The organism is Hymenobacter saemangeumensis (genome assembly GCF_039541835.1).
GTDB classification, from domain to species: domain Bacteria; phylum Bacteroidota; class Bacteroidia; order Cytophagales; family Hymenobacteraceae; genus Hymenobacter; species Hymenobacter saemangeumensis.
Map to the genome: position 1 here is coordinate 24,131 of NZ_BAABGZ010000071.1, position 22,102 is coordinate 46,232.

Sequence of the window (22,102 nt, forward strand, 5' to 3'; positions counted from 1 at the left end):
CCTACTCCGAGTAGGTTTTCAGATGGGAGATAACCGCCTTGGGGTCCTGGTAAGTGAAGCTGATTTTGTCGCCGTCCTTCACTTTGCGGATGCCTTCGAGCATAATTTTTTCGCCGGCTTTCAGGCCGGAGGAAAGGATGTAGAGGTCGGGCATTTCGGCGGCTACCGTCACTTCGCGCTGGTGCACCACGCTGCGGCTGTCGACGACGTACATAAACTTCTTCTCCAGCACTTCGAACGTGGCCTTTTGCGGCACAATCAGCGCGTGGGGCAGCGGCACGGTCATCAGCACCGAGCCGGTTTCGCCGTTACGCAGCAGGCCTTTGGGGTTGGGGAAGGTGGCGCGGAAGGCGATGTTGCCGGTTTCACTGTTAAAGTCGGCCTCAATGGTTTGAACCACCCCAGGGTAGTCAAACACCTCGTTGTTGGCCATGCGCAGCTGCACGTGCATGGGGGTGTCGGTGGCGGCGTGGTGGGCCTGGTAGGCCAGGTACTCGGCCTCCGGCACGTTGTAGTACACCCACATCTTGCGGTTGTCCGACAGCGTGGTGAGCAAATCCCCTTCGTCCACGAGGCTGCCCAGCCGGGCCCGGAAGTGGTCCATGATGCCGCTGAACGGGGCCCGGATGGTGGTGAAACCCAGGTGGGCCTGGGCCAGCGCTACTTCGGCCCGGGCTTTTTCCAGCTTGGCCTGCGATAAAGCCAGCTCATTGCCCGACACGATGTTGCCGTCGGCCAGCTTCTTGGTGTTCTGGTACTCAATGTTCACGAAGCTGGCCTCGGCCTGGGCTTTTTTCAGCTCGGCCTGGTAGAGCGTGGGCAGAATCTGAAACATGAGCTGCCCTTTCTCCACCCGCTGTCCTTCGTCGACGAATATCTTTTCCAGGTATCCTTTTTCCAGCGCCCGCAGCTCGATGTGCTGGAAAGCGTGAATCTGGGCCACGTAATCCTTGGTAATGGTCGTATCCTGCTGCAGCGGGCTGGTGACGAGAAACTTGATGGGCTCTTCCTTTTCCTCGTGCTGCTTCGAGCAGCCGGCACTGCCAAACAGGGCACTAAAACCGGCGAGTAGGAACGGGAATGTTGGTTTCATAAAAACCTTGTGGGTAGAAATGGAGGTTGTGGGGCTAAGCCGGCGCGGGCGCCTTGCTCCTATTGGTGCTGCGGGCAACGCATGCAGGGTCCCGAATTCGGCTGCAAAGCACCCTCCACTACCATGAATATTTCATGAGGAAATGCCGCTACTGGCTCAGCTCAGGTTGCGTGCGGGACTGATGCTGGCGCGGGGCCGTACCCTGAGGGCGCTGCCCCGCGCCAGCAACCCGGCTCGCAACCTGAGTTAGACCCTTAATTTCGTTTCCTCATCCCTCCTGCCTTTCCCACCCCTGCGGCCTTGAATGTATTGATTGTAGAAGACGACCGCGCCCTGGCGCGCGAGCTGGGTTTGTACCTGCACAACGAGCGGTACCATTGCGACTTTGCCCGCACCGGCCGCGAGGCTTCCGAAAAGCTGTTCGTCAACGAGTACGACTTCGTGCTGCTCGACCTGGGCCTGCCCGACCAGGACGGGCTGCAGCTGCTGGCCGATGCCCGCCGGGAGCGCAACCAGCAGGCGTCCATCCTTATCCTGAGCGCCCGCGGCAGCGTCGACGACCGCATCAAGGGCCTGGACCTGGGCGCCGACGACTACCTGCCCAAGCCCTACTCCCTGCTCGAGCTGGTGTCGCGCATGCAGGCCATCACCCGGCTCAAGCACGGCGTGCGGCAGGACGTGCTCGAGTTCGGCCCTTTCACGCTGAATGTGAGCGACCGCACCCTGCGCCACGGCGATACCGACGTGCTCATCACCAAAAAGGAGTTCGACCTGCTGCACTACCTGCTGCTGCACCGCCACAAGGTGCTCACCCGCCTGCAGCTGAGCGAGCACATCTGGGGCACGCTGCTGAGCGAAAGCGACGAGCGCGACTCCAACTTCATCGACGTGCACGTGAAAAACCTGCGCCGCAAGCTGGCGGCCCACGCGGCCGGCGACTGGCTTGAGACCGTGCGCGGCGTGGGCTACCGCCTGCGCAGCACGCCCGAGGCATGAGGCTGCGCCAGAAGCTGGTGCTGCTCAGCACCCTATCCAAGGCCCTGATGGCGGCTTTGCTGCTGCTCGTGCTGCCCTGGCTGGTGCAGGCCCTGGCCCTGAGCCACACCGACCAGGCCCTGCACAAGGAGCTGCGCCGCGTGCAGGCGCGCATCAGCACCGTGGGCGTGGCCGAGTTTCTGCCGCGGGCCCTGGAAAACGGCCACGTGCACTACGACCTGCTGCAGGACGAGTACATCGAGCTGCGGCCCGCGGCCGGCACCACGGAGTACGACACCCTGGCCACCCTGCCGCGGCGGCAGTACGACCGGCTGGTCGACTTCCGGGTGCTGCGGCACCAGCTGCGGCAAAACGGCCGGAGCTACGTGCTCGAAATCGGCAAGAGCATCGAGTCGATTGAAGACGTGCACAGCCTGCTGCGTACCCTGGCCGGCTACGCCCTGCTGATTGCCGTGCTGAGCACGCTGCTGCTTGAGCTGGGTGTTATCGGCCAGCTGCTGCGGCCCTTCGACCAGATGGTGGCCCGGCTGCGGTCGGTGCGCAGCCCGGCGGCGGCCCCGCTCCCGCCGCTGCACACCAGCACTTCCGACTTTCAGTACCTCGACGACAGCATTCAGCAGATGCTGGAAACCATCCGGACGGTGTTTGAGCAGGAGCGGGAGTTTATCGCCAACGCCTCGCACGAGCTGCTCACGCCCATTTCCATCCTGCAAAACCGCTTCGAAAACATGCTGCAGGCCGAAAACCTGCCCGAGGAAGCGGAGCTGCAGCTGGTGGCTTCGCAGAAAACCCTGCAGCGCCTCACGGCCACCCTGCGTACCCTGCTGCTCATCTCCCGCGTAGAAAACGGCCAGTACCCGCGCACCGAGCAGGTGCCCGTGGCCGGGCTGCTCGACGAAGCCCTGGAGGAGCTCGAAGACCGGCTGCTCGACCGCGGCCTCACCGTACAGCGACAGCTGCAGGGCGCGCCGGCCGTACCCAACGGCAACCGCGCCCTGCTGTTCACGCTGTTCTACAACCTGCTCAGCAACGCCACCAAGTACAACGAGCCCAATGGCCGCATCACCCTGCAGGGCGAGGCGCTAGCCGATGGGCACTACGAGCTGCGCATTCACAACACGGGGCCGCCCATCCCGGCCGGGCAGCTGCCGCAGGTGTTCAAGCGCTTCCGGCGGGTGCACGCGGGCAGCACCGAAGGGCACGGGCTGGGCCTGGCGCTGGTGAGCACCATTGCCGACTTCCACGGCCTGCAGCTGCGGGTAGCGTCCGACGACACGGGCACCACCTTCACCCTGGGCTGGCAGCAGGTGCTTCCCGCCGAAAGCTAACGGACCAAACCCGCATGGGAGTGCGCCGTTAAGCAGAACATGAGAAGTACCCTTCCCGGTTGTTTGCTTGCCCTCTGCCTGAGCGCCCAGGCCCAGCCCTCCCCGCGACAGCTCTACCCCGGGCTGTTCGAAGCCGTGCAGCTGGGCCAGGTGTATGCCGATGGTAAAACCTTCGTGGATATGCTGCCCCAGGAGCCCCCGGCCACGGTACTGGGAGCCTACCAGCGGGAAAAAGACCAGCCGGGCTTCGACCTGAAGGCCTTTACCCGGCGCTATTTCTACCTGCCGCCCACCGACACGGCCAGCTACCGCAGCAACGTGGCCGGCGGCATCCGCGCCCACCTCGACACGCTCTGGACGGTGCTGCGCCGCCCGGCCCAGGCCACGGCCCCGCCCTACTCCTCGCTGCTTCCCCTGCCCCACCCTTACGTAGTGCCAGGCGGCCGCTTCCGCGAGGTGTACTACTGGGACTCCTACTTCACCATGCTGGGGCTGCGCGAGGCCGGGCGCACGGCGCTGCTGCAGGCCATGGCCGACAACTTCGCCTACCTTATCCGGGAGCGCGGCTTCGTGCCAAATGGCAACCGCACCTATTACCTCACCCGCTCCCAGCCCCCTTTTTTCGCCCAGATGGTGGGCCTGCTAACCCAGAATGCCGACTCGGCCGCCGTGCTGGCCCGCTACCGCCCGGCCCTGGAGCGCGAGTATGGCTACTGGATGGCCGGCGCCGACTCGCTGAAGCCCGGGCAGGCCACTCGCCGCGTGGCACGCATGCCCGGCGGGGAAACGCTCAACCGCTACTGGGACGACTCCGACCAGCCCCGGGAGGAGTCGTACCGCGAAGACGTGGAAGCGGCACGGCTCAGCACCCAGCCGGCGCCGGTGTTCTACCGCCACGTGCGGGCCGCGGCGGCCTCCGGCTGGGACTTCAGCACCCGCTGGTTCGGGCCCGAGGGCACGCTGGCCAGCATCCACACCACCGACCTGGTACCCGTTGATTTGAACTGCCTGCTGCTGGTGCTGGAGCAAACCCTGGCCCGCGCCCACCGGCTGGCCGGGCAAGCCCGCGAGGCTGCCGACTACGAGCGCCGGGCCCAGGCCCGTACCTGGGCCATTCGGCGCTACTGCTGGGACAAGCGCGCCGGCTGGTACGTCGACTACAACCTGCGGCGCCGCCAACAGGCAACGCGGCGTACCCTGGCTGGGGTTTTTCCGCTCACGTACGGGGTGGCCACCCCTGAGCAGGCCCGCCTGGCCACCCGCCGCCTGGGGCAGGAGTTTCTAGCCCCGGGGGGCTTGCTTACCACCACCCGCAGCAGCGGGCAGCAGTGGGATGCGCCCAATGCCTGGGCCCCGCTGCAGTACCTGGCCATTGTGGGCCTGCGCCGCTACCAACAGCCGGCGCTAGCCGACACGGTAGCGGCCCGCTGGGCCCGCCTGAACCTGCGCGTGTTTCAGCAAACCGGCAAGCTGCTGGAGAAGTACAACATATTGGACCTGAGCCGCCCGGCCGGCGGCGGCGAATACCCGCTGCAGGACGGCTTCGGCTGGACCAATGGCGTGCTGCTCAAGCTGCTGAATGAGCAGGAACCACGTCCGAAGCGGTAGAGGGCAGCAGGCCCCGGCTTGCTGCGCAAGGCCCGGGCCGGGCCATGGCAGGCGCGGCGGCCGGCGCCGCGTGCATGCCCTTCCCGGCTTACTCCTCCACCGGCTGGGGCGCGAGCGGCGGCACCGACGCGCGGGCTTCGGGCACATCGCCGGGGCCGGCGGGCCAGCCTTCGCGCTGCCGGCGCCGGTCACCGTCGGTAACCTCGGTCTGGTCGTGAAACAGAATTTGCTGGGTGGGAAAGGGCAGGTCGATGCCCGCTTCGGTCAGCTTATTTTTCACGGCTTCCAGCACTTTGTCCTGGGCATCCATCACATCGGCGCGGCGGGGCGGGTTCACCCACCAGCGGGCGCGCAGGTTCACGGTGCTGTCGGCCAGCTCCACCACCAGCACCTCGGGGCCGGGGTCGGTCAGCACGCCCTCCACACCGCGCATGGCTTCAAGCATCAGCTCGCGGGCCCGGGCAATGTCGTCGCCGTAGCCGATGCCGATGTCGTACTGCAGGCGGCGCATCTCATACGCCGTGTTCACGGTTACGGCGTTGGTAAAGAGCTCGGCGTTGGGAATCACCACGCGGCGACCGTCGTAGGTTTTAATGGTGGTGGCGCGGGTCTGAATAGACTCCACCGTCCCCTCAAAGTCCTTGTACTTTATCTGGTCTTCAATTTTAAACGGCTCGGTGAGCAGCAGCAGGATGCCCGCCAGGAAGTTCTGAAAGATGTCCTTGAATGCAAAGCCAATGGCAATGCCGCCCACGCCCAGGGCGCTGACCAGGCTGGCCGGGGTAAAGCCGGGCAGCATAATAGTGACGGCCACCAGCACGCCCAAAATCAGCATGGCCACGTAGGCCAGGCGGCTCAGCAGCAGCGACAGGCTATGGTGTTTGCCCTTTTTGCGAGTGACGCGCTGCACCCCGGCGCGCACGCCCCGGGCCAGTAGCATAAACAGAACAAAAGCAACTATTCCAAAGGCTACGTTGGGCAGAGCCGCCATCAGGTCACGGCCAATCTGGTTGAGCTTTTGCCAGGCAATCGAGAAATCCATAGGCACGGGGGTTACAGAGCTTGGTCAGCCCCGCCTTAACACCCCGACAAGCGGAATAGCCAAGTGGAGCGCGATGGTCATAGCATGGTCTGTCTATACCCAGCCGGCTGGCAAAAGGTTAAACTCAACCTTGGCATCGTCTCCAAACAGAAGGGTTTGCTCCACCTGCAGCTCAACAGCGGGAAGCAGAGTGCCACCCCCATCAAACAGCCCCATCAGGAGGCTGGAATGGCCTGCTGATGGGGCTGTTTATTCTCCGGGCATGCTTATGGACTTTCCAGGTGCGGGCCGACAGGCACTGGCTACAGCAGCTCCGTCACTTCGCGCACCCCCACCGGCCGGTGCACGGTAAAGCCTTCGCCAAACTCCACGCCTATCATGTGGCCGTACTCGCGGGCGCGGGCTTCCATGAACTTGCCAAACTCCTGGCTGGACAGGTAGGTCTGCGGCGCGTCTAAATCGGGGTTGAAGAACTGGGTGCCGTAGGCCTGAATAGAGGCCCACTTCGTCGCCCAGTGCGCCGTAATGTCGACCACGAAGGCCGGGGCAATGGCGCGGTCCTGAATGTAGTGATACACATTGCGCGGGCGCCAGGAAGCCTGGGGCTGGCCGGCGGCGTCCAGGGTTTCAATCATGCGCAGGCCGGCCAGAAAGCAGGCGTCGGACGCCAGCTGCGCAGCCCGCCCGTGGTCGGGGTGCCGGTCGTGAATGGCGTTGCAGAGCACCACATCGGGCTGGTAGCGACGAATGGCTGCAATCAGCGGCAGCTGATGCTCCCGGTCGTTGCGAAAGAAGCCGTCGGGCAGCCCCAGGTTTTCGCGGGCGCTGAGCTGCAGAATCCGGCTGGCCTCGGCTGCTTCGGCGGACCGCGTGGCCGGCGTGCCGCGGGTACCCAGCTCGCCCCGGGTAAAGTCGACCACGCCCACTTTTTTACCCGCGGCTACTGCGGCGGCTAGAGTGCCCGAGCAGGACATCTCCACGTCGTCGGGGTGGGCGCCCAGGGCCAGGATGTCCAGTTTCATCACTGATTTTGCTGCTTATGTTGATTACACTGATTCTGATTCCTGCTGTGCCCTTTCTGCTTTATTGATGTCATAGCCGAAAAAATCAGCGCAATCAATATAATCAGCGGCAATCAGCGATACTACTTAATCCTCACCTTCTTGCCTGGCTGCAAGGTTTTGAGGCCGGGGTTGAGCTTGCGCAGGGTGCTTTGCCGCACGCCGTACTTCTCGGCAATTTCCGATATGGTGTCCCCGCGCCTGACGGTATGGGTTACCGTGCGCCGGGCCCGCGAGGGTCCTTCGCCTCCTCCGCCCCGGTGGCGCAAGGCCCGGTTGTAGTAGTTGAACAGCTCCGAGGTAATGGTGAAGTTGTCGCTGCGCAGCTTGTAGTCCGGGAAGTCATACACCTGGTAAGGGTTGATGGGGTTGCCCTCGTAGCGCACCTCAAAGTGCAGGTGCGAGCCCGTGCTGCGCCCCGAGTTGCCGCCCCGGCCAATGAGCTGCCCCGCCTTTACGAAGGTACCTACCTCCACCAGCGGCTTGCTCAGGTGCCCGTACAGCGTTTCCAGGCCATTGTAGTGGCGCACCAGCAGGTAATGCCCGTAGCCGCTGCCGTCGTACTTGCTGATGCGCACCACGCCATCGAACACGGCTTTCACCGAGTCACCGGTTTCCAGGTCCAGGTCCACCCCGTAGTGCCAGCGGTAGCCGCGGAAGCCAAAGCCCGAGGTGGTGGGCGTACTGGTGAGCGGCATCTTGCCGTAGCGCTCCCGGGGCGGGTCCACCAGCCTCAGGTTCAGCGTGTCGCGGATGCGGCGCCCGTCCACCCGGTAGGGGTTGATGTTGCGCGTGTCCCAGATGGCATAGTAGCCGGCCACCTTAATCCAGGAAGAGTCGATAAGAACTTCTTCCGACATCTCCACAATTTCCTGGCTGCCCTCGTTCAGCGTGGTGGTGTCCTCGCTCACGATGCTCAGCTCCCGGGCCGGGTTGAAGTAGATGGACTTGGCCGCGTCGGAGTTGTCGTCGGGCAGCTCCTCGGTTTCAATCACCGTGGTTGTATCCGGCCGCACGTAATGAATGGTGGGCGTCTTGATGCGAAAAAAGTCCTTCCGGCTGGTGTTGCCAGACCGGGCCTTGGTGCGCGGCGGCTTGCGGCGCTGGGCCTGGGCCGTATGCCCGCTCAGCAGCAGGAGCAGCAGCGTGAGCAGCAGTGCCGGCCGCCAATAAGTTGTTTGAAGGAAATGCAAAGGCAGAAAATGCAAGTCAACCCCCGGTGCAGCCCGGACGAAGTCGCAAATTAGTGATGAATGATTAGAGGTTAATGATGAGAGGTTAATGATTAATGCCGTTCTGATGACTTGGAACGGCATTAATCATTAACCTCTCATCATCAATCACTGATTTTAATGTACACCCAGCGCGGCCAGGTACCGCTCGGCGTCCAGGGCGGCCATGCAGCCCGAGCCCGCGGCCGTAACGGCCTGCCGGTAGGTGTAGTCCTGCACGTCGCCGCAGGCAAACACGCCGTCGACGTTGGTTTTGCTGGTGCCGGGCACAGTTTTCAGGTAGCCCTGCTCGTCGTGGTGCAGGTAGGGCTGGAAAATCTTGGAGTTGGGCTCATGGCCAATGGCCACGAAGAATCCCGTCAGCGGAATCTCGCGCAGCTCGTTGCTCAGCACGTTTTTCACGCGTACGCCTTCCACGGCGTGCTCGCCCAGAATCTCGTCGGTAACAGTATTGAACAGCACCTCAATCTTGGGGTTATTAAGTACGCGCTGCTGCATGATTTTGGAAGCCTTCATCTCTCCTTTCCGCACTATCATGGTCACTTTGGTGGCCAGGTTGGCGAGGTAGGTGGCTTCTTCGGCAGCGGTATCACCGGCGCCCACAATGGCCACCTCCTGCCCGCGGTAGAAAAAGCCGTCGCACACGGCGCAGGCCGATACCCCCGAGCCGTTCAGCTTGGCCTCCGAGGGCAGGCCCAGCCACTTGGCCGAAGCGCCCGTGGCAATGATGACGGCATCGGCCGTCAGCTCAATGTTCTCGTCAATCGTGACCTTGTGCGGATGCCCCGAGAAGTCTACCGCCGTGGCAATGCCGTAGCGAATATCCGTACCGAAGCGGGTGGCCTGCTTTTTCAGGTCTTCCATCATCTCCGGGCCCATCACCCCGTCCGGGTAGCCGGGGAAGTTCTCCACGTCGTTGGTAATGGTGAGCTGCCCACCGGGCTGCAGGCCCATGTACATGACGGGTTTCATGTTGGCGCGGGCGGCGTAAATGGCGGCGGTGTAGCCGGCAGGGCCGGAGCCGATAATCAGGCACTTGATGTGTTCAGGCATTTTGAAAGCGCAGGGTGACGCCTGCGTATTTTTAAGTTATTCGCAACAATAAGAACGTCATGCTGAGCGAAGGCTAAGCATCTTGCCCGCAGCAGTAATCCTTTTGTTTGAGTTTACTCTTGTGGTAGAGATGCTTCGACTTCGCTGCGTCGCCGCTTGATGCGCGGATTGCTCAGCATGACGTTCTTTTTAGTTCGTCTTGCTTGAAAAAGGCAAAGCAACGCTATTAAAAAACCCCAACCTTACAGTCGGGGTTTTCTAATAACAAAACTAAGCAGGAATTAGCCCAGGTAGGGCTTCAGTGCCTTCGAGCGCGAGGTGTGGCGCAGGCGGCGGATGGCCTTTTCCTTAATCTGCCGCACCCGCTCGCGGGTCAGGTTGAACTTCTCGCCGATTTCCTCCAGGGTGAGGGCGGCTTCGCCGTTCAGCCCGAAGTACAGCGTGATAACGTCGGCTTCGCGCTTGGTGAGCGTGCTCAGGGCGCGCTGCACTTCCTTGCGGAGCGAGTCGTTCATCAGGGCCATGTCGGGGCTTTCCTCGTCCTCGTTTTCGAGCACGTCGAGCAGGCGGTTTTCTTCGCCCTGCACGAACGGCGCATCCACGGATACGTGGCGGCCCGAGATTTTCAGGGTGTCCACCACTTCCGAGGTCGTCAGCTCCAGCACTTCGGCAATTTCCTCCGGCGAAGGCTCGCGCTCAAACTTCTGCTCCAGCTCCGAGAACGACTTGCTGATTTTATTGAGCGAGCCCACGCGGTTCAGGGGCAGGCGCACGATGCGGCTCTGCTCGGCCAGGGCCTGCAGAATGCTCTGGCGAATCCACCACACGGCGTAGGAGATGAACTTAAAGCCGCGGGTTTCATCAAAGCGCTTGGCGGCCTTGATGAGGCCCAGGTTGCCCTCGTTGATGAGGTCGCCCAGGCTGAGGCCCTGGTTCTGGTATTGCTTTGCTACCGACACTACGAAGCGCAGGTTGGCCTTGGTCAGCTTCTCCAGCGCCTGCTGGTCGCCTTCGCGGATGCGCTGGGCCAGCGTCACCTCTTCGTCGGGCGTAAGCAAATCCACTTTGCCAATCTCCTGGAGGTATTTGTCCAGCGACTGGCTTTCGCGGTTGGTAATCTGCTTACTGATTTTTAGCTGTCTCATGGAGCAGGTTTAATAACGGTGTCTTTGGGTTCAAATGTCAAGAAAAGCGGAGCCAGTGAGGCAGCACGAAGTCAGAGAAAGGCAACACCTCTTCCCTAACGAAAGTTCGCGCCTTACTGTTGGGAAGTTCCGTTGCTGGCTTCGGCCCGCTCGGGCTTGGGCAGAAGCACCTTGCGCGAGAGCCGGTACTTGCCGGTTTTCTTGTCAATCTCAACCAGTTTCACGTCAATGTCCTGCCCTACTTCCAGCACGCCTTCCAGCGTGGCAATCCGCTCATGGGTTACCTCCGAGATGTGGAGCAGGCCGTCTTTGCCGGGCATGATTTCCACGAAGGCACCGTAGGGCTGAATGCTGCGCACCTTGCCTTTGTAGGTTTCGCCCACTTCCGGCTGGGCCGCGATGGCCCGGATGCGGTCGATGGCGCCCTGCATGTCCTCCTGGTTGGAGGCGTAGATGCTTACGTGGCCTTTCTCGTCCTTTTCCTCGATGATAACCGTGGCGTTGGTATCCTTCTGAATCTGCTGGATAACCTTGCCGCCGGGCCCGATAACGGCACCGATGAATTCTTTGTCGATGAGCATCTTGTGCGAGCGCGGCGTGTGGGGCTTCAGCTCCGGTGCCGGGGCGTTGATGGTCTTGGCCATCTCGCGCAGGATGTGCAGGCGGCCTTCGCGGGCCTGGTGCAGGGCGGCGGTCAGAATCTCACTGCTCAGGCCCTGGATTTTGATATCCATCTGGCAGGCGCAGATGCCTTTCTCGGTGCCGGTCACTTTAAAGTCCATGTCGCCGAGGTGGTCCTCGTCGCCGAGGATGTCGCTCAGCACGGCGTACTCACCGGTTTCCTTGTCCTGTACCAGACCCATGGCGATGCCAGCCACGGCCGAGCGCACTTTCACGCCGGCGTCCATCAGCGCCAGCGAGCCGGCGCACACGGTAGCCATCGACGAAGAGCCGTTGGACTCCAGGATGTCCGACACGATGCGGATGGTGTAGGGGTTCTCCTCTTCCGAGGGCAGCACCTGCTTCAGCGAGCGGGCGGCCAGGTTGCCGTGGCCGATTTCGCGGCGGCCGGCGCCGCGGTTGGGCTTCACCTCACCGGTCGAGAAGCCGGGGAAGTTGTAGTGCAGCATGAACTTCGAGAAGCCCTTGTTCAGGGGCTGGTCGATAATCTGCTCGTCGAGCTTGGTGCCCAGCGTGACGGTGGTCAGGCTCTGGGTTTCGCCGCGGGTGAAGATGGCCGAGCCGTGGGCGCCGGGCAGGTAGTTGATTTCCGACCAGATGGGGCGGATTTCGGTGAGCTGGCGGCCGTCGAGGCGCACACGCTCCTTCACCATCATGTCGCGGATGGCCTTCTTCTCAGCCGAGCCATAGTAGCGGCTGAACATCTTCATGTCCAGCTCCGGCTGCTCTTCTACAAGCTTATCAAGGAATGCCTTTTTCACCAGCGAGAAGCCTTCCTTGCGGCCGGCCTTGCTGGTGTTGCCCGAGCGGGCCACGTCGTAGGCGCCCTGGTAGATGGCGTCCTGAATGCGCTGCTTCAGCTCGGGGTTTTCTTCGTACTTGGGGTACTCGCGCAGCGGCGACTCGGCCGTGCGGCCTACGGCAGCCGCCAGGTCGAGCTGCAGCTGCACCTGGGCCTTGATGGCTTCGTGGGCGAAGGCAATGGCCGCTACCATCTCTTCTTCGCTCACTTCCTTCATCTCGCCTTCCACCATGGCTACCGAGTCCATCGTGGCCCCCACGATGAGGTCCATGTCGGCGCGGGCCAGGTCGGAAGTCTTGGGGTTAATCTGGAACTGGCCGTCGATACGAGCCACGCGCACTTCCGAAATCGGACCGGCGAAGGGAATGTCGGTGATGGCCAGGGCAGCCGAGGCGGCCAGGGCGGCCAGCGCGTCGGGCTGCACCTCTTTATCGGCGGAGATGAGCGAAATCATCACCTGCACCTCGTAGTGGTAGTCTTTGGGAAACATCGGCCGCAGGATGCGGTCGACGAGGCGGCAAATCAGGATTTCGTAGTCCGACAGGCGGCCTTCACGGCGCTGAAAGGACCCGGGAATCTTGCCGGCCGAGCCGAACTTCTCCTGGTAGTCGACCGACAGCGGCAGGAAGTCGATGCCTTCGCGCTGGCTCGGGGCCGACACAACCGTGGCGAGCAGCATGGTGTCGCCGAGGCGCACCACAACGGCGCCGTCGGCGAATTTGGCCAGCTTGCCGGTTTCAATGGAAATCTGACGGCCGTCGGGCAGCGCCAGGGTTTTGGTAATGGCTTGGGGTTGGGACATCAGCGGGGTTTGCTTGAAAAAGCGACAGCGGGCGAGCAGCCAAAAACGCAGACGGATAAGACCGGGCGTTACTCAAATTAAAAACAGCGGAAGAACTCCAAAAAAGCAGCAAAACATTCCCACGGCCCCGGAGCCAAACCGAAAGGAATAAAAAAAGAGTAGGGAACCTTCGTTGGAAGGCTCCCTACTCTCAGGCTTTGGGCTTACTTACGGATGCCCAGCTCCTTAATAATTGCGCGGTAACGGTTGATTTCCGTATTCTGCAGGTAGTTTAGCATGCTACGGCGCTTACCTACCAGCTTCAGCAGGCCCAGGCGGGTGCTGTGGTCCTTCTTGTTCACCTTGAGGTGCTCGGTCAGGTGGTTGATGCGGTGGGTGAAGAGGCCAATTTGCGCCTCAGCCGAGCCGGTGTCAGTTTTTACGTGTTGCAGGCTGTTCTTTTCGAAGATGGCCTGTTTTGCTTCAGTAGTGAGTTTCATCGGTTGATAGGTGTTACCCCGTCTTGGATTTAAAGATGAAAAAAATAAAAAAGGGCACCCCATACCTTGGGGTGCCGCAAAGGTAAAGAATTTTTAATGAGGAAAAAAGTGAAGTTGATTTTTTGATGTGATGATTTTGGTGAGGAGGTGAGGAGGTGAGGAGGTGATAAGGTAAAGGACTGTCATGCTGAGCGGAGGCGCAGCCGTAGTCGAAGCATCTTTACCACGAGAGTAAACCCAATCAAATGGATTACTGCTGCGGGCAAGATGCTTCGCTTGCGCTCAGCATGACGTTCTTTTTCCCTCTTCACTTCATCACCCCATCACCTCCCTCACCTCATCACCTGATTACTTCCTCACCTCCTTACCCGGCCGCCGGCTTGCGGGTAAATAAGCGCCTGGGCAGCTGCCGCCAGAAGTCCAGGTCGAGCAGGCCGGAGTCGTTGTAAGCCTGGTAGAGAAAGAACAGCCCGAAGGGCAGCAGCACTATGTTGGCCAGCCACATGCCCAGGCCGGCCGGCATCACGAACTCCTTGCCGTATTTCTCGCCCATGATGCTGAGCACGTAGTAGATGATAAAGAAGAGAATGGCCACCAGAATGGGGACGCCAAGCCCGCCTTTTTTGATGATGGCCCCCAGGGGTGCGCCAATCAGGAACATGAGCAGCACGGCCACCGACTGCGTGTACTTGCGGTACACCTCAATGCGGAACAGGGCCGAGTCCTTGGCCAGGTTGGTGAGGCGCTCGGCGGTATTGTTGGCGAAGCTGCGCATGTTGCGGGCCCGGTTGGCTGCTTGCTGCAAAATATTAGCGGTTGGAACAGGCAGCTTCGCGGCCGGCACTTTCCAGTCCTGTACTTTCTGGGCATCGCGGCGGCCCAGGGTATCGAAGCGCTGGTAAGAGTAGTAGGCATTGCTTTGCCGGGGCACGAGGGTGCGCTCCTTCAGCAGCGCCTGCTGAATAGAATCGGTGGAGCGGTGCAGCTGCGTAATGTTGAGCATCATGCGGTTGGCCTTAAACAGCTCCTGGGGCGTACGCTGCGTGCCAAAAGAAGCCAGCGAGAAGGTCACCACGTTGTGGTCGAAGCCCTGGCGGATGAAGCTGGCCGCCGACCGGTCGCGGGCGTCGGGCTGTTCCACGTAGGTATGGCCCTTGAACAGCTCCAGGCCCAGGTACTGCCCGTTGAAGCGGGTAAACATGCGGCCCGAGTCGGCCAGCATTACCGTGGCGTTGCCGTTTTTCTGGGTGTGGTCGTAAATCATCACGCCCTGCAGCCGGTCGCCGTTTTCGCCCAGCTTTTTGTCTACCTTAATGGTGTAGCCCGGGATGCCGTTGTAAAACACCCCTTCGCGGATGTCAAGAGCCAGCTTCTGCTGCCGCACATCCCAGAGCAGGCTGTAGGCTTCGAGGTTGGCCTTGGGCACTACTTTCTCATTAAACCAGAATGCTCCGATGGCCAGCCCGGTGGTGAGCAGCAGCACCGGACGCAGAATGCGTGTCAGGGCAATGCCCGAAGCCTTGATGGCGGTCAATTCGTGGTGCTCACCCAGGTTGCCGTAGGTCATGAGCGAGGAAAGCAGCACGGCCAGGGGCAGCGACACGGGTACGATGAGGATGCTGAAGTAAAACAGCAGCTGCAGCAGCACGCCCGTGCCCAGGTCTTTGCCAATGATATCGTCGAGGTACTTCAGCAGGGTGTGCGTGAGCAGCACGAACTGCACCACGGCGAAGGTGAGCAGAAACGGGCCCGCAAAAGCTTTCAGGATAAGCTTGTCCAGCTTTTTAAACATGGGATGCAGTATAGTCGAAAATCAAAAGGCCAGCCGGCATGCCCGGCCGTTGGGTATAACGAAGCCAGGCCGCTAAAAATGCAGTAGCGCCAACTTTTTAGCCTGGTGCCCTGCCAAAGCAGGCACGCAGCCGCAAAGTTCGCGCTACCAACGATAATGACGGGCTCAGGGGACCGACGGCCTGCCCCTACCCTCCTACCTGCTCGCGCAGCTTGTACACCAGCCCGTCCCACATTTCCTGCTGGTCATCGGCATCCTGCACCGGGGAATAGTCCGTCACGCGCAGAAACACCTCATCGGTTACTTCCGACGACTCCAGGGTAAACTCGAGGTAGTTGGCATCGGCCACCGGCTGGCGGTGCTCGTCGAGGAACACAAAGCGCACGGCGCGGTTCAGGCGCTGCCCCGAGATTTCGGCGTAGTGGTTTTCCCGGTCCCAGATAAAGTTCAGGCGCTGGCCTTCCACGTAGCGCACATCGTCGCAAAACCACTGGGCCAGGCCCGATGCCGTGGCCAGGTAAGGAAAAAGAATTTTCGGCGAAGCATTGATGGGGTATTCCACCACGAAACGCGCTTTGGTTTGAATATCAGGTAAAGCCATAAGTCCAGAATCAAGCAAGCCCACCCGGCTAGGGGGTCAGCCCCCGCAGGAAAGCAGAAAAACAATGTTTTTTTAGGTTCACACCTTGCAGCGCGTTCCTTTTTCGCGTTACCTTTGCACCCACAAAACCCGGCGGGGTAGCTCAGTTGGTTAGAGCACAGGATTCATAACCCTGAGGTCACGAGTTCAACTCTCGTCCCCGCTACTTCAAAAACCGTTTTGGCTCCGTGCCGAAGCGGTTTTTTTGCGTTTGGCGGATTTACTCCGCTTGCGGGAAAAGCTCTTGCTTGCCGAAACCGGCTACCGAGCACCAACCCAGTTGGGCGGGGTGCGATACCCCCGCGTTCCGACCCGCACAAAACAAGAAAACGCTATACCCACGGGCAAGCGTTTTCCTGTTTTGTAGCCCGGGGAGGCCGTTATTTTACTTTCTCCACGATGCCTTTGAAGGCAGCGGGGTGGTTCAGGGCGAGGTCAGCCAGCACTTTGCGGTTGAGCTCAATGCCGGCCTTCTTCAGGCCGCCCATCAGCTGGGAGTACGACAGGCCGTGCTCGCGGGCACCGGCGTTGATGCGCTGAATCCAGAGGGCGCGGAACTCGCGCTTCTTTACTTTCCGGTCGCGGTAAGCGTAGAGAAGGCCTTTTTCAACGGCGTTCTTGGCTACGGTCCACACGTTCTTGCGACGGCCATAATAGCCTTTGGCAAGACGCATAATTTTCTTACGGCGGTGGCGCGAAGCCACATGGTTTACACTTCTTGGCATAACCTGAGTTGTTTTTGGCAGCCGGCGACGTCGATTAGCGTCTTGCGGCCGGAAGCCTGGTTTGAAAAAAATTAAAAATTAAAAATGAAGAATTAAAAATTAAAGCTAAACCAGGCCAGTCCGGGCATTTTTAATTTTTAATTTATAATTTTTAATTGACTAGAGCACCAGCATCTGCTGCACGCGGTTCATATCGGCGGTGCTTACCAGGCCGGTATGCGTGAGGCCGCGCTTGCGCTTGGTGCTCTTCTTGGTCAGGATGTGAGATTTGAAGGCGTGCTTCCGCTTCACCTTGCCCGTTCCGGTGAGCGCAAAGCGCTTCTTGGCACCGGATTTCGTCTTCATTTTCGGCATTGTAGTGGGTTAATTGGTGGTTGTTGATTGTTAATTGTTGATTGCTGACAACCAGAGAAGTTGGCAGCCATCGACAACCGGGTAAAGTCTATTCTTCGTCGGCTTCGGCGGCCTTGGCCTCTACCGGCTTGGGTGCCTTCTTTTCCTTGTCGCCGCCGGCCGGAGCCGGCTTGCTGGCGGGCTTGGTTACTGCCGCGGCCTTGGGTGCCAGGTACAGGAACATGCGCTTGCCTTCGAGCTTGGGCAGCTGCTCCACTTTGGCCAGGTCTTCGAGGGCCTGGGCAAACTTGAGCAGCAGGATTTCGCCGCGCTCCTTGAACACGATGCTGCGGCCCACGAAATGCACATAGCTCTTGATTTTCGCGCCTTCGCGCAGAAACTCCTGGGCGTGCTTCACTTTGAAAGCAAAGTCGTGGTCGTCGGTGTTGGGACCAAAGCGAATCTCCTTGATAACGACTTTGGTTTGCTTGGCCTTCAGCTCCCGGGTCTTTTTCTTCTGCTCGTACTTGAATTTCGAGTAGTCGATAACCCGGCAGACCGGCGGGGTAGCCGTGGGCGAAATCTCGACCAGGTCGAGGTTTTGCTCCTGGGCCATGCGGCGGGCCTGGTCAATCGGGTAGACGCCCTGCTCCACGTTCTCGCCCACGAGGCGAACCTCCCGGGCCGTGATTTTCTGGTTGATTTTGAACGGCTCTTCCACCTGCTGGCGGGGCACGTACCGACGATTCGGAGTAGCTATGGTTTGGTCCTCCTGCTAAAAAAGTGGCGGGAAATAAGATTCTAAGCGGTTTTGCCAGGGTAGGCCCTGGCAATCAGGGGGCAAATATCGGTGTTTTCTTTTGGAAAGACAAGCAATACTGCTTTTTAAGTGGCATTACATGGCTTCCACCATCTGGCTTTGCACGCTTTTCACAAACGCTTCCAGCGGCATGGAGCCCAGGTCGCCCTCGCCGTGCTTGCGTACGCTGATGATGTTGTCCTGCTCTTCCTTCTCCCCTACCACCAGCAGGTACGGAATTTTACCCATTTCAGCGTCCCGGATTTTGCGGCCGATACGCTCGTCGCGGGCATCTACCGTACCGCGCAAATCGTGCTGCTCCAGCGTGGCTTTTACCCGCTGGGCATAGTCGATAAACTTATCGGAGATGGGCAGCACGATAAACTGCTCGGGCGTGAGCCACAGCGGGAAGTTGCCGCCGCAGTGCTCGATGAGCACGGCCACGAAGCGCTCGAGCGAGCCAAAGGGGGCGCGGTGAATCATCACGGGGCGCTGCCGCGAGTTGTCGGAGGCCACGTACTCCAGGTCGAAGCGCTCGGGCAGGTTGTAGTCGACCTGAATGGTGCCCAGCTGCCAGCGGCGGCCGATGGCGTCGCGCACCATGAAGTCGAGCTTGGGGCCGTAGAAGGCCGCTTCGCCCAGCTCGGTCACGGTGTTGAGGCCTTTTTCGGCCGCGGCCTCCTTGATGGCGGTTTCGGCGCGCTCCCAGTTTTCGTCGGAGCCGATGTACTTGGTTTTGTTGTCGGGGTCGCGCAGCGAAATCTGGGCCGTAAAGTCGGGGAAGTCCAGGGCCTTGAGCACGTAAAGCACGATGTCAATCACCTTGGTAAACTCCTCCTTCACCTGGTCGGGGCGGCAGAAGATGTGGGCATCGTCCTGCGTGAAGCCGCGCACCCGGGTCAGGCCGTGCAGCTCGCCGCTCTGCTCGTAGCGGTACACCGTGCCGAACTCGGCCAGGCGCACGGGCAGGTCGCGGTAGCTGCGGGGCTCGCTCTTGTAGATTTCGCAGTGGTGGGGGCAGTTCATCGGCTTGAGGAAGAATTCCTCGCCGGGGTTAGGCGTCTTAATGGGCTGGAAGGAGTCGGCCCCGTACTTCTCGTAGTGGCCGCTGGTCACGTACAGCTCCTTGGCGCCGATGTGGGGCGTCACCACCGGCAGGTAGCCGGCTTTCACCTGGGCGCGGCGCAGGAACTGCTCCAGGCGCTCGCGCAGGGCCGTGCCCTTGGGCAGCCACAGCGGCAGGCCCGCTCCTACTTTCTCAGAGAAGGTAAACAGCTTGAGCTCCTTGCCCAGCTTGCGGTGGTCGCGGCGGCGGGCTTCCTCCAGGCGCTCGAGGTACTCGCTCAGGTCTTTGGCCTTGGGGAAGGTGATGCCGTACACGCGGGTAAGCTGCTGGCGGCTGGCGTCGCCGCGCCAGAACACGCCGCCCACGTTCATGAGCTTGGCCGCCTTGATGGTGCCCGTGTCGGGGATGTGGGGCCCGCGGCAGAGGTCGGTGAAGCTACCCTGGGTATAGAAGGTGATGCTGCCATCTTCCAGGCCTTCGAGCAGCTCCAGCTTGTAGGGGTCCTGCTTTTCCTGGAAGTAGGCAATGGCATCGGCCTTGGATACTTCCTGGCGAACGAAGCGGCTTTTGTTTTTGGCCAGCTCCAGCATCTTCTTCTCGATTTCGGGGAAGTCTTCGCTGGAGATGCTGCGCCCTTCGCCCAGGTCGACGTCGTAGTAAAATCCGTTCTCGATGGCGGGGCCGATGGCCAGCTTCACCCCCGGGTACAGGGCCTCCAGGGCTTCGGCCATGAGGTGGGCCGAGGAGTGCCAGTAAGTGGCTTTGCCGGCTTCGTCGTTCCAGGTCAGGATTTCAACGCTGGCGTCTTCGGTGAGGGGGCGGTGCAGGTCGCGCACTTCGCCATTAACGCGAACGGCCAAGGCATTGCGGGCCAGGCCTTCGCTGATGCTGGCGGCCAGGGAATGACCGGTAGAGCCGGCTTCCACCTGGCGAATGGAGCCGTCGGGGAGGGTAATATTGAGCATAAGAATGGTTTTGCGATGGGCGCAAAGCAGGCGCAAGTTAGCATCTGCCGCGTAGGGTGGGCAATTTTTTCTATATGCCCCGCCCACAAAAGGCCATTCGGGCGCACTGACCGCCCCATGCTGCTGCTTACTTGGCCTCCGGGCGCCGCGGCTCCAGCGGCTCCACCGGCGCGGGCCGGGCGGGTGCCGCCGGGCGCCGGTAATAGTACCGGGGCCGGGTGCGCAGGCTGTCGGGCAGCAGCAGCTGCACCTGCTCGCCTACTTTCCACACTTTAAAAGTCCAGTGCTGGTTGCCGGGGTTTTCGGCCACCAGCAGGCGGTACTGGGCCAGGGCCTCGGGCAGCCGGCCTTGGGCTTCGAGGGCTTCGGCCAGCAGGGCCCGCGCCTGGGGCAGGCGGGGGTTGCGGCGCAGGGCCCGGCGCAGGTGCGGAATAATGCCGGGTGGGCGCTGTCCCGAAGCGGCCGTTGCCAGGGCGATGCGGTAGTCGGCCCGGTACACGGTGGTGTCGAGCTGCAAAGCGCGGCGGTAGTACCACAGGGCGCTATCGGGGCGCGGTGGGGTGCGCAGCTCGAATTGCCGGCCGTAGTCGTAGTGCAGCTGGCCGGAAGCCGTATCCAGGCGCATGCCCAGCCGGGCGTAGCGGGCGGCATCGTTGGGAGCCCGCCAGGCATTGAGCAGAAACGCCAGCTGGTGCAGTATCTCGGGCTGGCGCGGCTCGCGGGCATGGGCATCCTGCAGGTATTGCAAGGCCATGGACGTGTCGCCGGTGGCGGCATAAGCCAGCCCCTTGTAGAACATGGCCGCGCCCTGGTCGGGGTCGAGGCGCAGGGTACGGTCGAAGTTGTCGAGGGCGGCTGTGTAGTTGCGGGCGGCGAGGTGGGTTTCGCCAATCAGCAGCGGCAGCTCGGGTGTCGCAAACTTGTGGGCAGCGGCCTGCCGGGCAGCGGCCAGGGCTTCGGGCAGGCGGTTGAGGGCCCGCAGGGCCCGGGCCTGCAGAAAGTACAGGCTGCCATTGTCTTCGTCGATTTCCAGGGCCGCCGCCACGTCGCGCAGCGCCGCCGAGGGCTGGCCCGCCGCCAGGCGCAGGGTGGCCCGCTGGGCCAGCAGCGCAGTATTGCGTGGCTGGCGCTGAATGGCCCCGTCGAGCTCGTCGGCCTGTACGCGGGGGCCGCTCTGCACGGTGGCCAGGTTTACAAACGTATCCGGCCGCTCATTGGGGGTGGAGTCGCAGGCCGCGCAGCCCAGCAGCGTCAGCAGAAGGTAACGGCGGTAAAAAAGCAGGCCGGGCATGAGCAGGAATGGAAGTCAAACCACAAACTTACAGCCCCCGTCCTACTTGTTGGCCAGGGTATCGGGCGGTGAAGCCGGCCGGGGCAGTCGGCGGGCTTCGCGCTTTTGGCGGCGCAGGTCTTTGCGCACCAGGGGAGGCAGCATTTGCTGGCAGAGGCGGCTCACCACCAGGTCGTCGCTGGTGATGGGCGGAATCCTGGCGGCTTCGCGCAGCACGGCAATAGCCATTTGCCGGCGTCCCTGGTAGCTGTACATCCGGGCCAGGTCGTAGCAGAACTGCAGCCGGCCCGGGTCAAGCCGTCGGGCTTTTTCCAGCGACTCCATGGCTGCGCGGCTGTTTCCACCCTGCGGCACGCCCCCCAGAGCCAGCTTGCTGAACACCCGCTCCAGCAGGTTGTAGTGGGCCACGCGGTATTGCCAGCGGCCCAGCAGCTGCCAGGCATCGGGCAGGTCGGGGCGGCGCTCGGTGGCCAGGTACACGTGCGAGCGTAGGTCGCGGTAAGCCTTGAGCCGACCGCGGGCGTTGCGCAGGGTGGCCTGGTTGAACAGGGCCAGGGCCACGGCGTAATTACTTTCCCCCCCCTCGGGCTGCAGCAGCAGGGCCCGGTCGGCGTAGTCGCGGGCAGCATCGAAGTAGGCGCTTTTGCGGGTTTCGTCGCTGTAGCGGGCGCCAATGCGCACACTTAGCACAGCGGCCTGCCACAGCGAATAGTAGTGCCCCGGGCTCAGCTTCAGCACTTCCTGAAACTGGGACAATGCTTCGGAATCTTTGAAGGCAGCCTCCAGCTTGGTTGCCTCGGTCACGGCCTGCCGAATGGTGGGCGGGTCCTGCTCCCGAAGCGGGGCGCGGGCCGGAGCCGGAGGCCGGGGCCGGCTGGCTTTCGGCTTGCCTCCCCTCCGCTCCCGCGGCGGGGGCTGCGCAGCTCCCTCAACCCAAAGCAGGAGCAGCCCAAGCAGCAGGCAGTACTGCCAGCATTGTCTTACCCCCGTAATCAGCCAGTTGTGGGCACTCATCAGAGCAAAGAAACGCGGCTGCCGCCGTGAAGTTGCCGCTTTACGGTTTTTAGAGGGGACTTTGGGTTGCTGTACTGCTCGAAAAGCGGTGAGTTAAAAGCTGATGCTACGCCGTTGGAAACGAGGGCCCGGGCCAGCGCCCCGTGGCTGCTATT

General features: G+C 61.7%; 18 protein-coding genes, 1 tRNA gene and 1 pseudogene. 4 read left to right on the forward strand and 16 right to left on the reverse strand.

What is annotated here, in order from left to right; translation table 11 throughout:
• Window position 1 precedes the first annotated feature (1 nt).
• Window positions 2-1,093, reverse strand: a complete 1,092-nt coding sequence (locus tag ABD919_RS17195) for an efflux RND transporter periplasmic adaptor subunit (RefSeq protein WP_345237280.1) — start codon at window positions 1,091-1,093, stop codon at window positions 2-4.
• A 300-nt stretch (window positions 1,094-1,393) separates the two neighbouring features.
• On the opposite strand from ABD919_RS17195, the gene ABD919_RS17200 reads away from it, so the two are divergent.
• From ABD919_RS17200 to treF, 3 genes are all read left to right on the forward strand, one after another.
• Window positions 1,394-2,089, forward strand: coding sequence for a response regulator transcription factor (locus ABD919_RS17200; protein WP_345237281.1), 696 nt, complete (start codon window positions 1,394-1,396; stop codon window positions 2,087-2,089).
• The gene (locus tag ABD919_RS17205) at window positions 2,086-3,417 is read left to right on the forward strand and encodes a sensor histidine kinase (RefSeq protein WP_345237282.1); all 1,332 of its coding nucleotides are present in this window, start codon (window positions 2,086-2,088) and stop codon (window positions 3,415-3,417) included. The genes ABD919_RS17200 and ABD919_RS17205 overlap by 4 nt, the downstream gene beginning before the upstream one ends.
• A 63-nt stretch (window positions 3,418-3,480) precedes the next feature.
• Window positions 3,481-5,025, forward strand: coding sequence for an alpha,alpha-trehalase TreF (gene treF, locus ABD919_RS17210; RefSeq protein WP_345237283.1), 1,545 nt, complete (start codon window positions 3,481-3,483; stop codon window positions 5,023-5,025).
• Window positions 5,026-5,113: 88 nt separating this feature from the next.
• Here treF and ABD919_RS17215 read toward each other — a convergent pair whose 3' ends face one another.
• From ABD919_RS17215 to ABD919_RS17255, 9 genes are all read right to left on the reverse strand, one after another.
• The gene (locus ABD919_RS17215) at window positions 5,114-6,067 is read right to left on the reverse strand and encodes a mechanosensitive ion channel family protein (RefSeq protein ID WP_345237285.1); all 954 of its coding nucleotides are present in this window, start codon (window positions 6,065-6,067) and stop codon (window positions 5,114-5,116) included.
• Between the two features lie 302 nt (window positions 6,068-6,369).
• Window positions 6,370-7,089: a bacillithiol biosynthesis deacetylase BshB1 gene (gene bshB1, locus ABD919_RS17220; protein ID WP_345237286.1), complete on the reverse strand. Its 720-nt coding sequence runs from the start codon at window positions 7,087-7,089 to the stop codon at window positions 6,370-6,372.
• A 122-nt stretch (window positions 7,090-7,211) separates the two neighbouring features.
• Window positions 7,212-8,321 (reverse strand): peptidoglycan DD-metalloendopeptidase family protein, encoded by a 1,110-nt coding sequence (locus tag ABD919_RS17225; RefSeq protein ID WP_345237287.1) that lies wholly within the window; start codon window positions 8,319-8,321, stop codon window positions 7,212-7,214.
• A gap of 156 nt (window positions 8,322-8,477) precedes the next feature.
• A complete protein-coding gene (trxB, locus tag ABD919_RS17230) occupies window positions 8,478-9,413 on the reverse strand; it encodes a thioredoxin-disulfide reductase (protein WP_345237288.1) in 936 nt (311 codons plus the stop codon).
• 281 nt (window positions 9,414-9,694) lie between these two features.
• The gene (locus tag ABD919_RS17235; RefSeq protein WP_345237289.1) at window positions 9,695-10,558 is read right to left on the reverse strand and encodes a sigma-70 family RNA polymerase sigma factor; all 864 of its coding nucleotides are present in this window, start codon (window positions 10,556-10,558) and stop codon (window positions 9,695-9,697) included.
• Window positions 10,559-10,671: 113 nt separating this feature from the next.
• The gene (pnp, locus tag ABD919_RS17240) at window positions 10,672-12,843 is read right to left on the reverse strand and encodes a polyribonucleotide nucleotidyltransferase (protein ID WP_345237290.1); all 2,172 of its coding nucleotides are present in this window, start codon (window positions 12,841-12,843) and stop codon (window positions 10,672-10,674) included.
• A gap of 203 nt (window positions 12,844-13,046) precedes the next feature.
• Window positions 13,047-13,322 carry a 30S ribosomal protein S15 gene (gene rpsO / locus ABD919_RS17245; RefSeq protein WP_345237292.1) on the reverse strand — a complete coding sequence of 92 codons (276 nt, stop codon included), beginning with the start codon at window positions 13,320-13,322 and terminating at the stop codon, window positions 13,047-13,049.
• Between the two features lie 364 nt (window positions 13,323-13,686).
• Window positions 13,687-15,114: an LptF/LptG family permease gene (locus tag ABD919_RS17250; RefSeq protein ID WP_345237293.1), complete on the reverse strand. Its 1,428-nt coding sequence runs from the start codon at window positions 15,112-15,114 to the stop codon at window positions 13,687-13,689.
• A gap of 187 nt (window positions 15,115-15,301) precedes the next feature.
• Complete coding sequence (locus tag ABD919_RS17255) at window positions 15,302-15,715, reverse strand: START-like domain-containing protein (RefSeq protein WP_345237294.1); 414 nt, start codon at window positions 15,713-15,715, stop codon at window positions 15,302-15,304.
• 131 nt (window positions 15,716-15,846) lie between these two features.
• Between ABD919_RS17255 and ABD919_RS17260 the strand changes: the two genes are divergently transcribed.
• Window positions 15,847-15,920: transfer RNA gene (locus ABD919_RS17260), tRNA-Met, on the forward strand.
• Window positions 15,921-16,134: 214 nt separating this feature from the next.
• On the opposite strand, the gene rplT is transcribed toward ABD919_RS17260, so the two are convergent.
• The 6 genes and pseudogenes from rplT to ABD919_RS17290 all read right to left on the reverse strand — a co-directional run bounded on the left by rplT (window position 16,135) and on the right by ABD919_RS17290 (window position 21,947).
• The gene (gene rplT, locus ABD919_RS17265) at window positions 16,135-16,479 is read right to left on the reverse strand and encodes a 50S ribosomal protein L20 (protein WP_331059409.1); all 345 of its coding nucleotides are present in this window, start codon (window positions 16,477-16,479) and stop codon (window positions 16,135-16,137) included.
• 159 nt (window positions 16,480-16,638) lie between these two features.
• On the reverse strand, window positions 16,639-16,833 hold the full coding sequence (rpmI, locus tag ABD919_RS17270; RefSeq protein ID WP_345237296.1) for a 50S ribosomal protein L35: 195 nt from the start codon (window positions 16,831-16,833) through the stop codon (window positions 16,639-16,641).
• 181 nt (window positions 16,834-17,014) lie between these two features.
• Window positions 17,015-17,572, reverse strand: a pseudogene (gene infC / locus ABD919_RS17275) (translation initiation factor IF-3); the annotation flags it as partial.
• A gap of 135 nt (window positions 17,573-17,707) precedes the next feature.
• Window positions 17,708-19,642 carry a threonine--tRNA ligase gene (gene thrS, locus ABD919_RS17280; RefSeq protein ID WP_345237297.1) on the reverse strand — a complete coding sequence of 645 codons (1,935 nt, stop codon included), beginning with the start codon at window positions 19,640-19,642 and terminating at the stop codon, window positions 17,708-17,710.
• A gap of 127 nt (window positions 19,643-19,769) precedes the next feature.
• Entirely contained in the window at window positions 19,770-20,933 is a 1,164-nt protein-coding gene (locus tag ABD919_RS17285; RefSeq protein ID WP_345237298.1) for a tetratricopeptide repeat protein, read from the reverse strand.
• Window positions 20,934-20,975: 42 nt separating this feature from the next.
• Complete coding sequence (locus tag ABD919_RS17290; protein ID WP_345237299.1) at window positions 20,976-21,947, reverse strand: tetratricopeptide repeat protein; 972 nt, start codon at window positions 21,945-21,947, stop codon at window positions 20,976-20,978.
• Window positions 21,948-22,102: the final 155 nt, after the last annotated feature.

Coding starts and splice junctions, on each gene's coding strand:
- ABD919_RS17255 (WP_345237294.1), bottom strand. CDS start 15,715: ATGGCTTTACCTGATATTCAAACCAAAGCGCGTTTCGTGGTGGAATAC.
- bshB1 (WP_345237286.1), bottom strand. CDS start 7,089: ATGAAACTGGACATCCTGGCCCTGGGCGCCCACCCCGACGACGTGGAG.
- ABD919_RS17250 (WP_345237293.1), bottom strand. CDS start 15,114: ATGTTTAAAAAGCTGGACAAGCTTATCCTGAAAGCTTTTGCGGGCCCG.
- ABD919_RS17205 (WP_345237282.1), top strand. CDS start 2,086: ATGAGGCTGCGCCAGAAGCTGGTGCTGCTCAGCACCCTATCCAAGGCC.
- ABD919_RS17215 (WP_345237285.1), bottom strand. CDS start 6,067: ATGGATTTCTCGATTGCCTGGCAAAAGCTCAACCAGATTGGCCGTGAC.
- ABD919_RS17235 (WP_345237289.1), bottom strand. CDS start 10,558: ATGAGACAGCTAAAAATCAGTAAGCAGATTACCAACCGCGAAAGCCAG.
- ABD919_RS17285 (WP_345237298.1), bottom strand. CDS start 20,933: ATGCCCGGCCTGCTTTTTTACCGCCGTTACCTTCTGCTGACGCTGCTG.
- ABD919_RS17290 (WP_345237299.1), bottom strand. CDS start 21,947: ATGAGTGCCCACAACTGGCTGATTACGGGGGTAAGACAATGCTGGCAG.
- pnp (WP_345237290.1), bottom strand. CDS start 12,843: ATGTCCCAACCCCAAGCCATTACCAAAACCCTGGCGCTGCCCGACGGC.
- thrS (WP_345237297.1), bottom strand. CDS start 19,642: ATGCTCAATATTACCCTCCCCGACGGCTCCATTCGCCAGGTGGAAGCC.
- trxB (WP_345237288.1), bottom strand. CDS start 9,413: ATGCCTGAACACATCAAGTGCCTGATTATCGGCTCCGGCCCTGCCGGC.
- rpsO (WP_345237292.1), bottom strand. CDS start 13,322: ATGAAACTCACTACTGAAGCAAAACAGGCCATCTTCGAAAAGAACAGC.
- ABD919_RS17195 (WP_345237280.1), bottom strand. CDS start 1,093: ATGAAACCAACATTCCCGTTCCTACTCGCCGGTTTTAGTGCCCTGTTT.
- rpmI (WP_345237296.1), bottom strand. CDS start 16,833: ATGCCGAAAATGAAGACGAAATCCGGTGCCAAGAAGCGCTTTGCGCTC.
- rplT (WP_331059409.1), bottom strand. CDS start 16,479: ATGCCAAGAAGTGTAAACCATGTGGCTTCGCGCCACCGCCGTAAGAAA.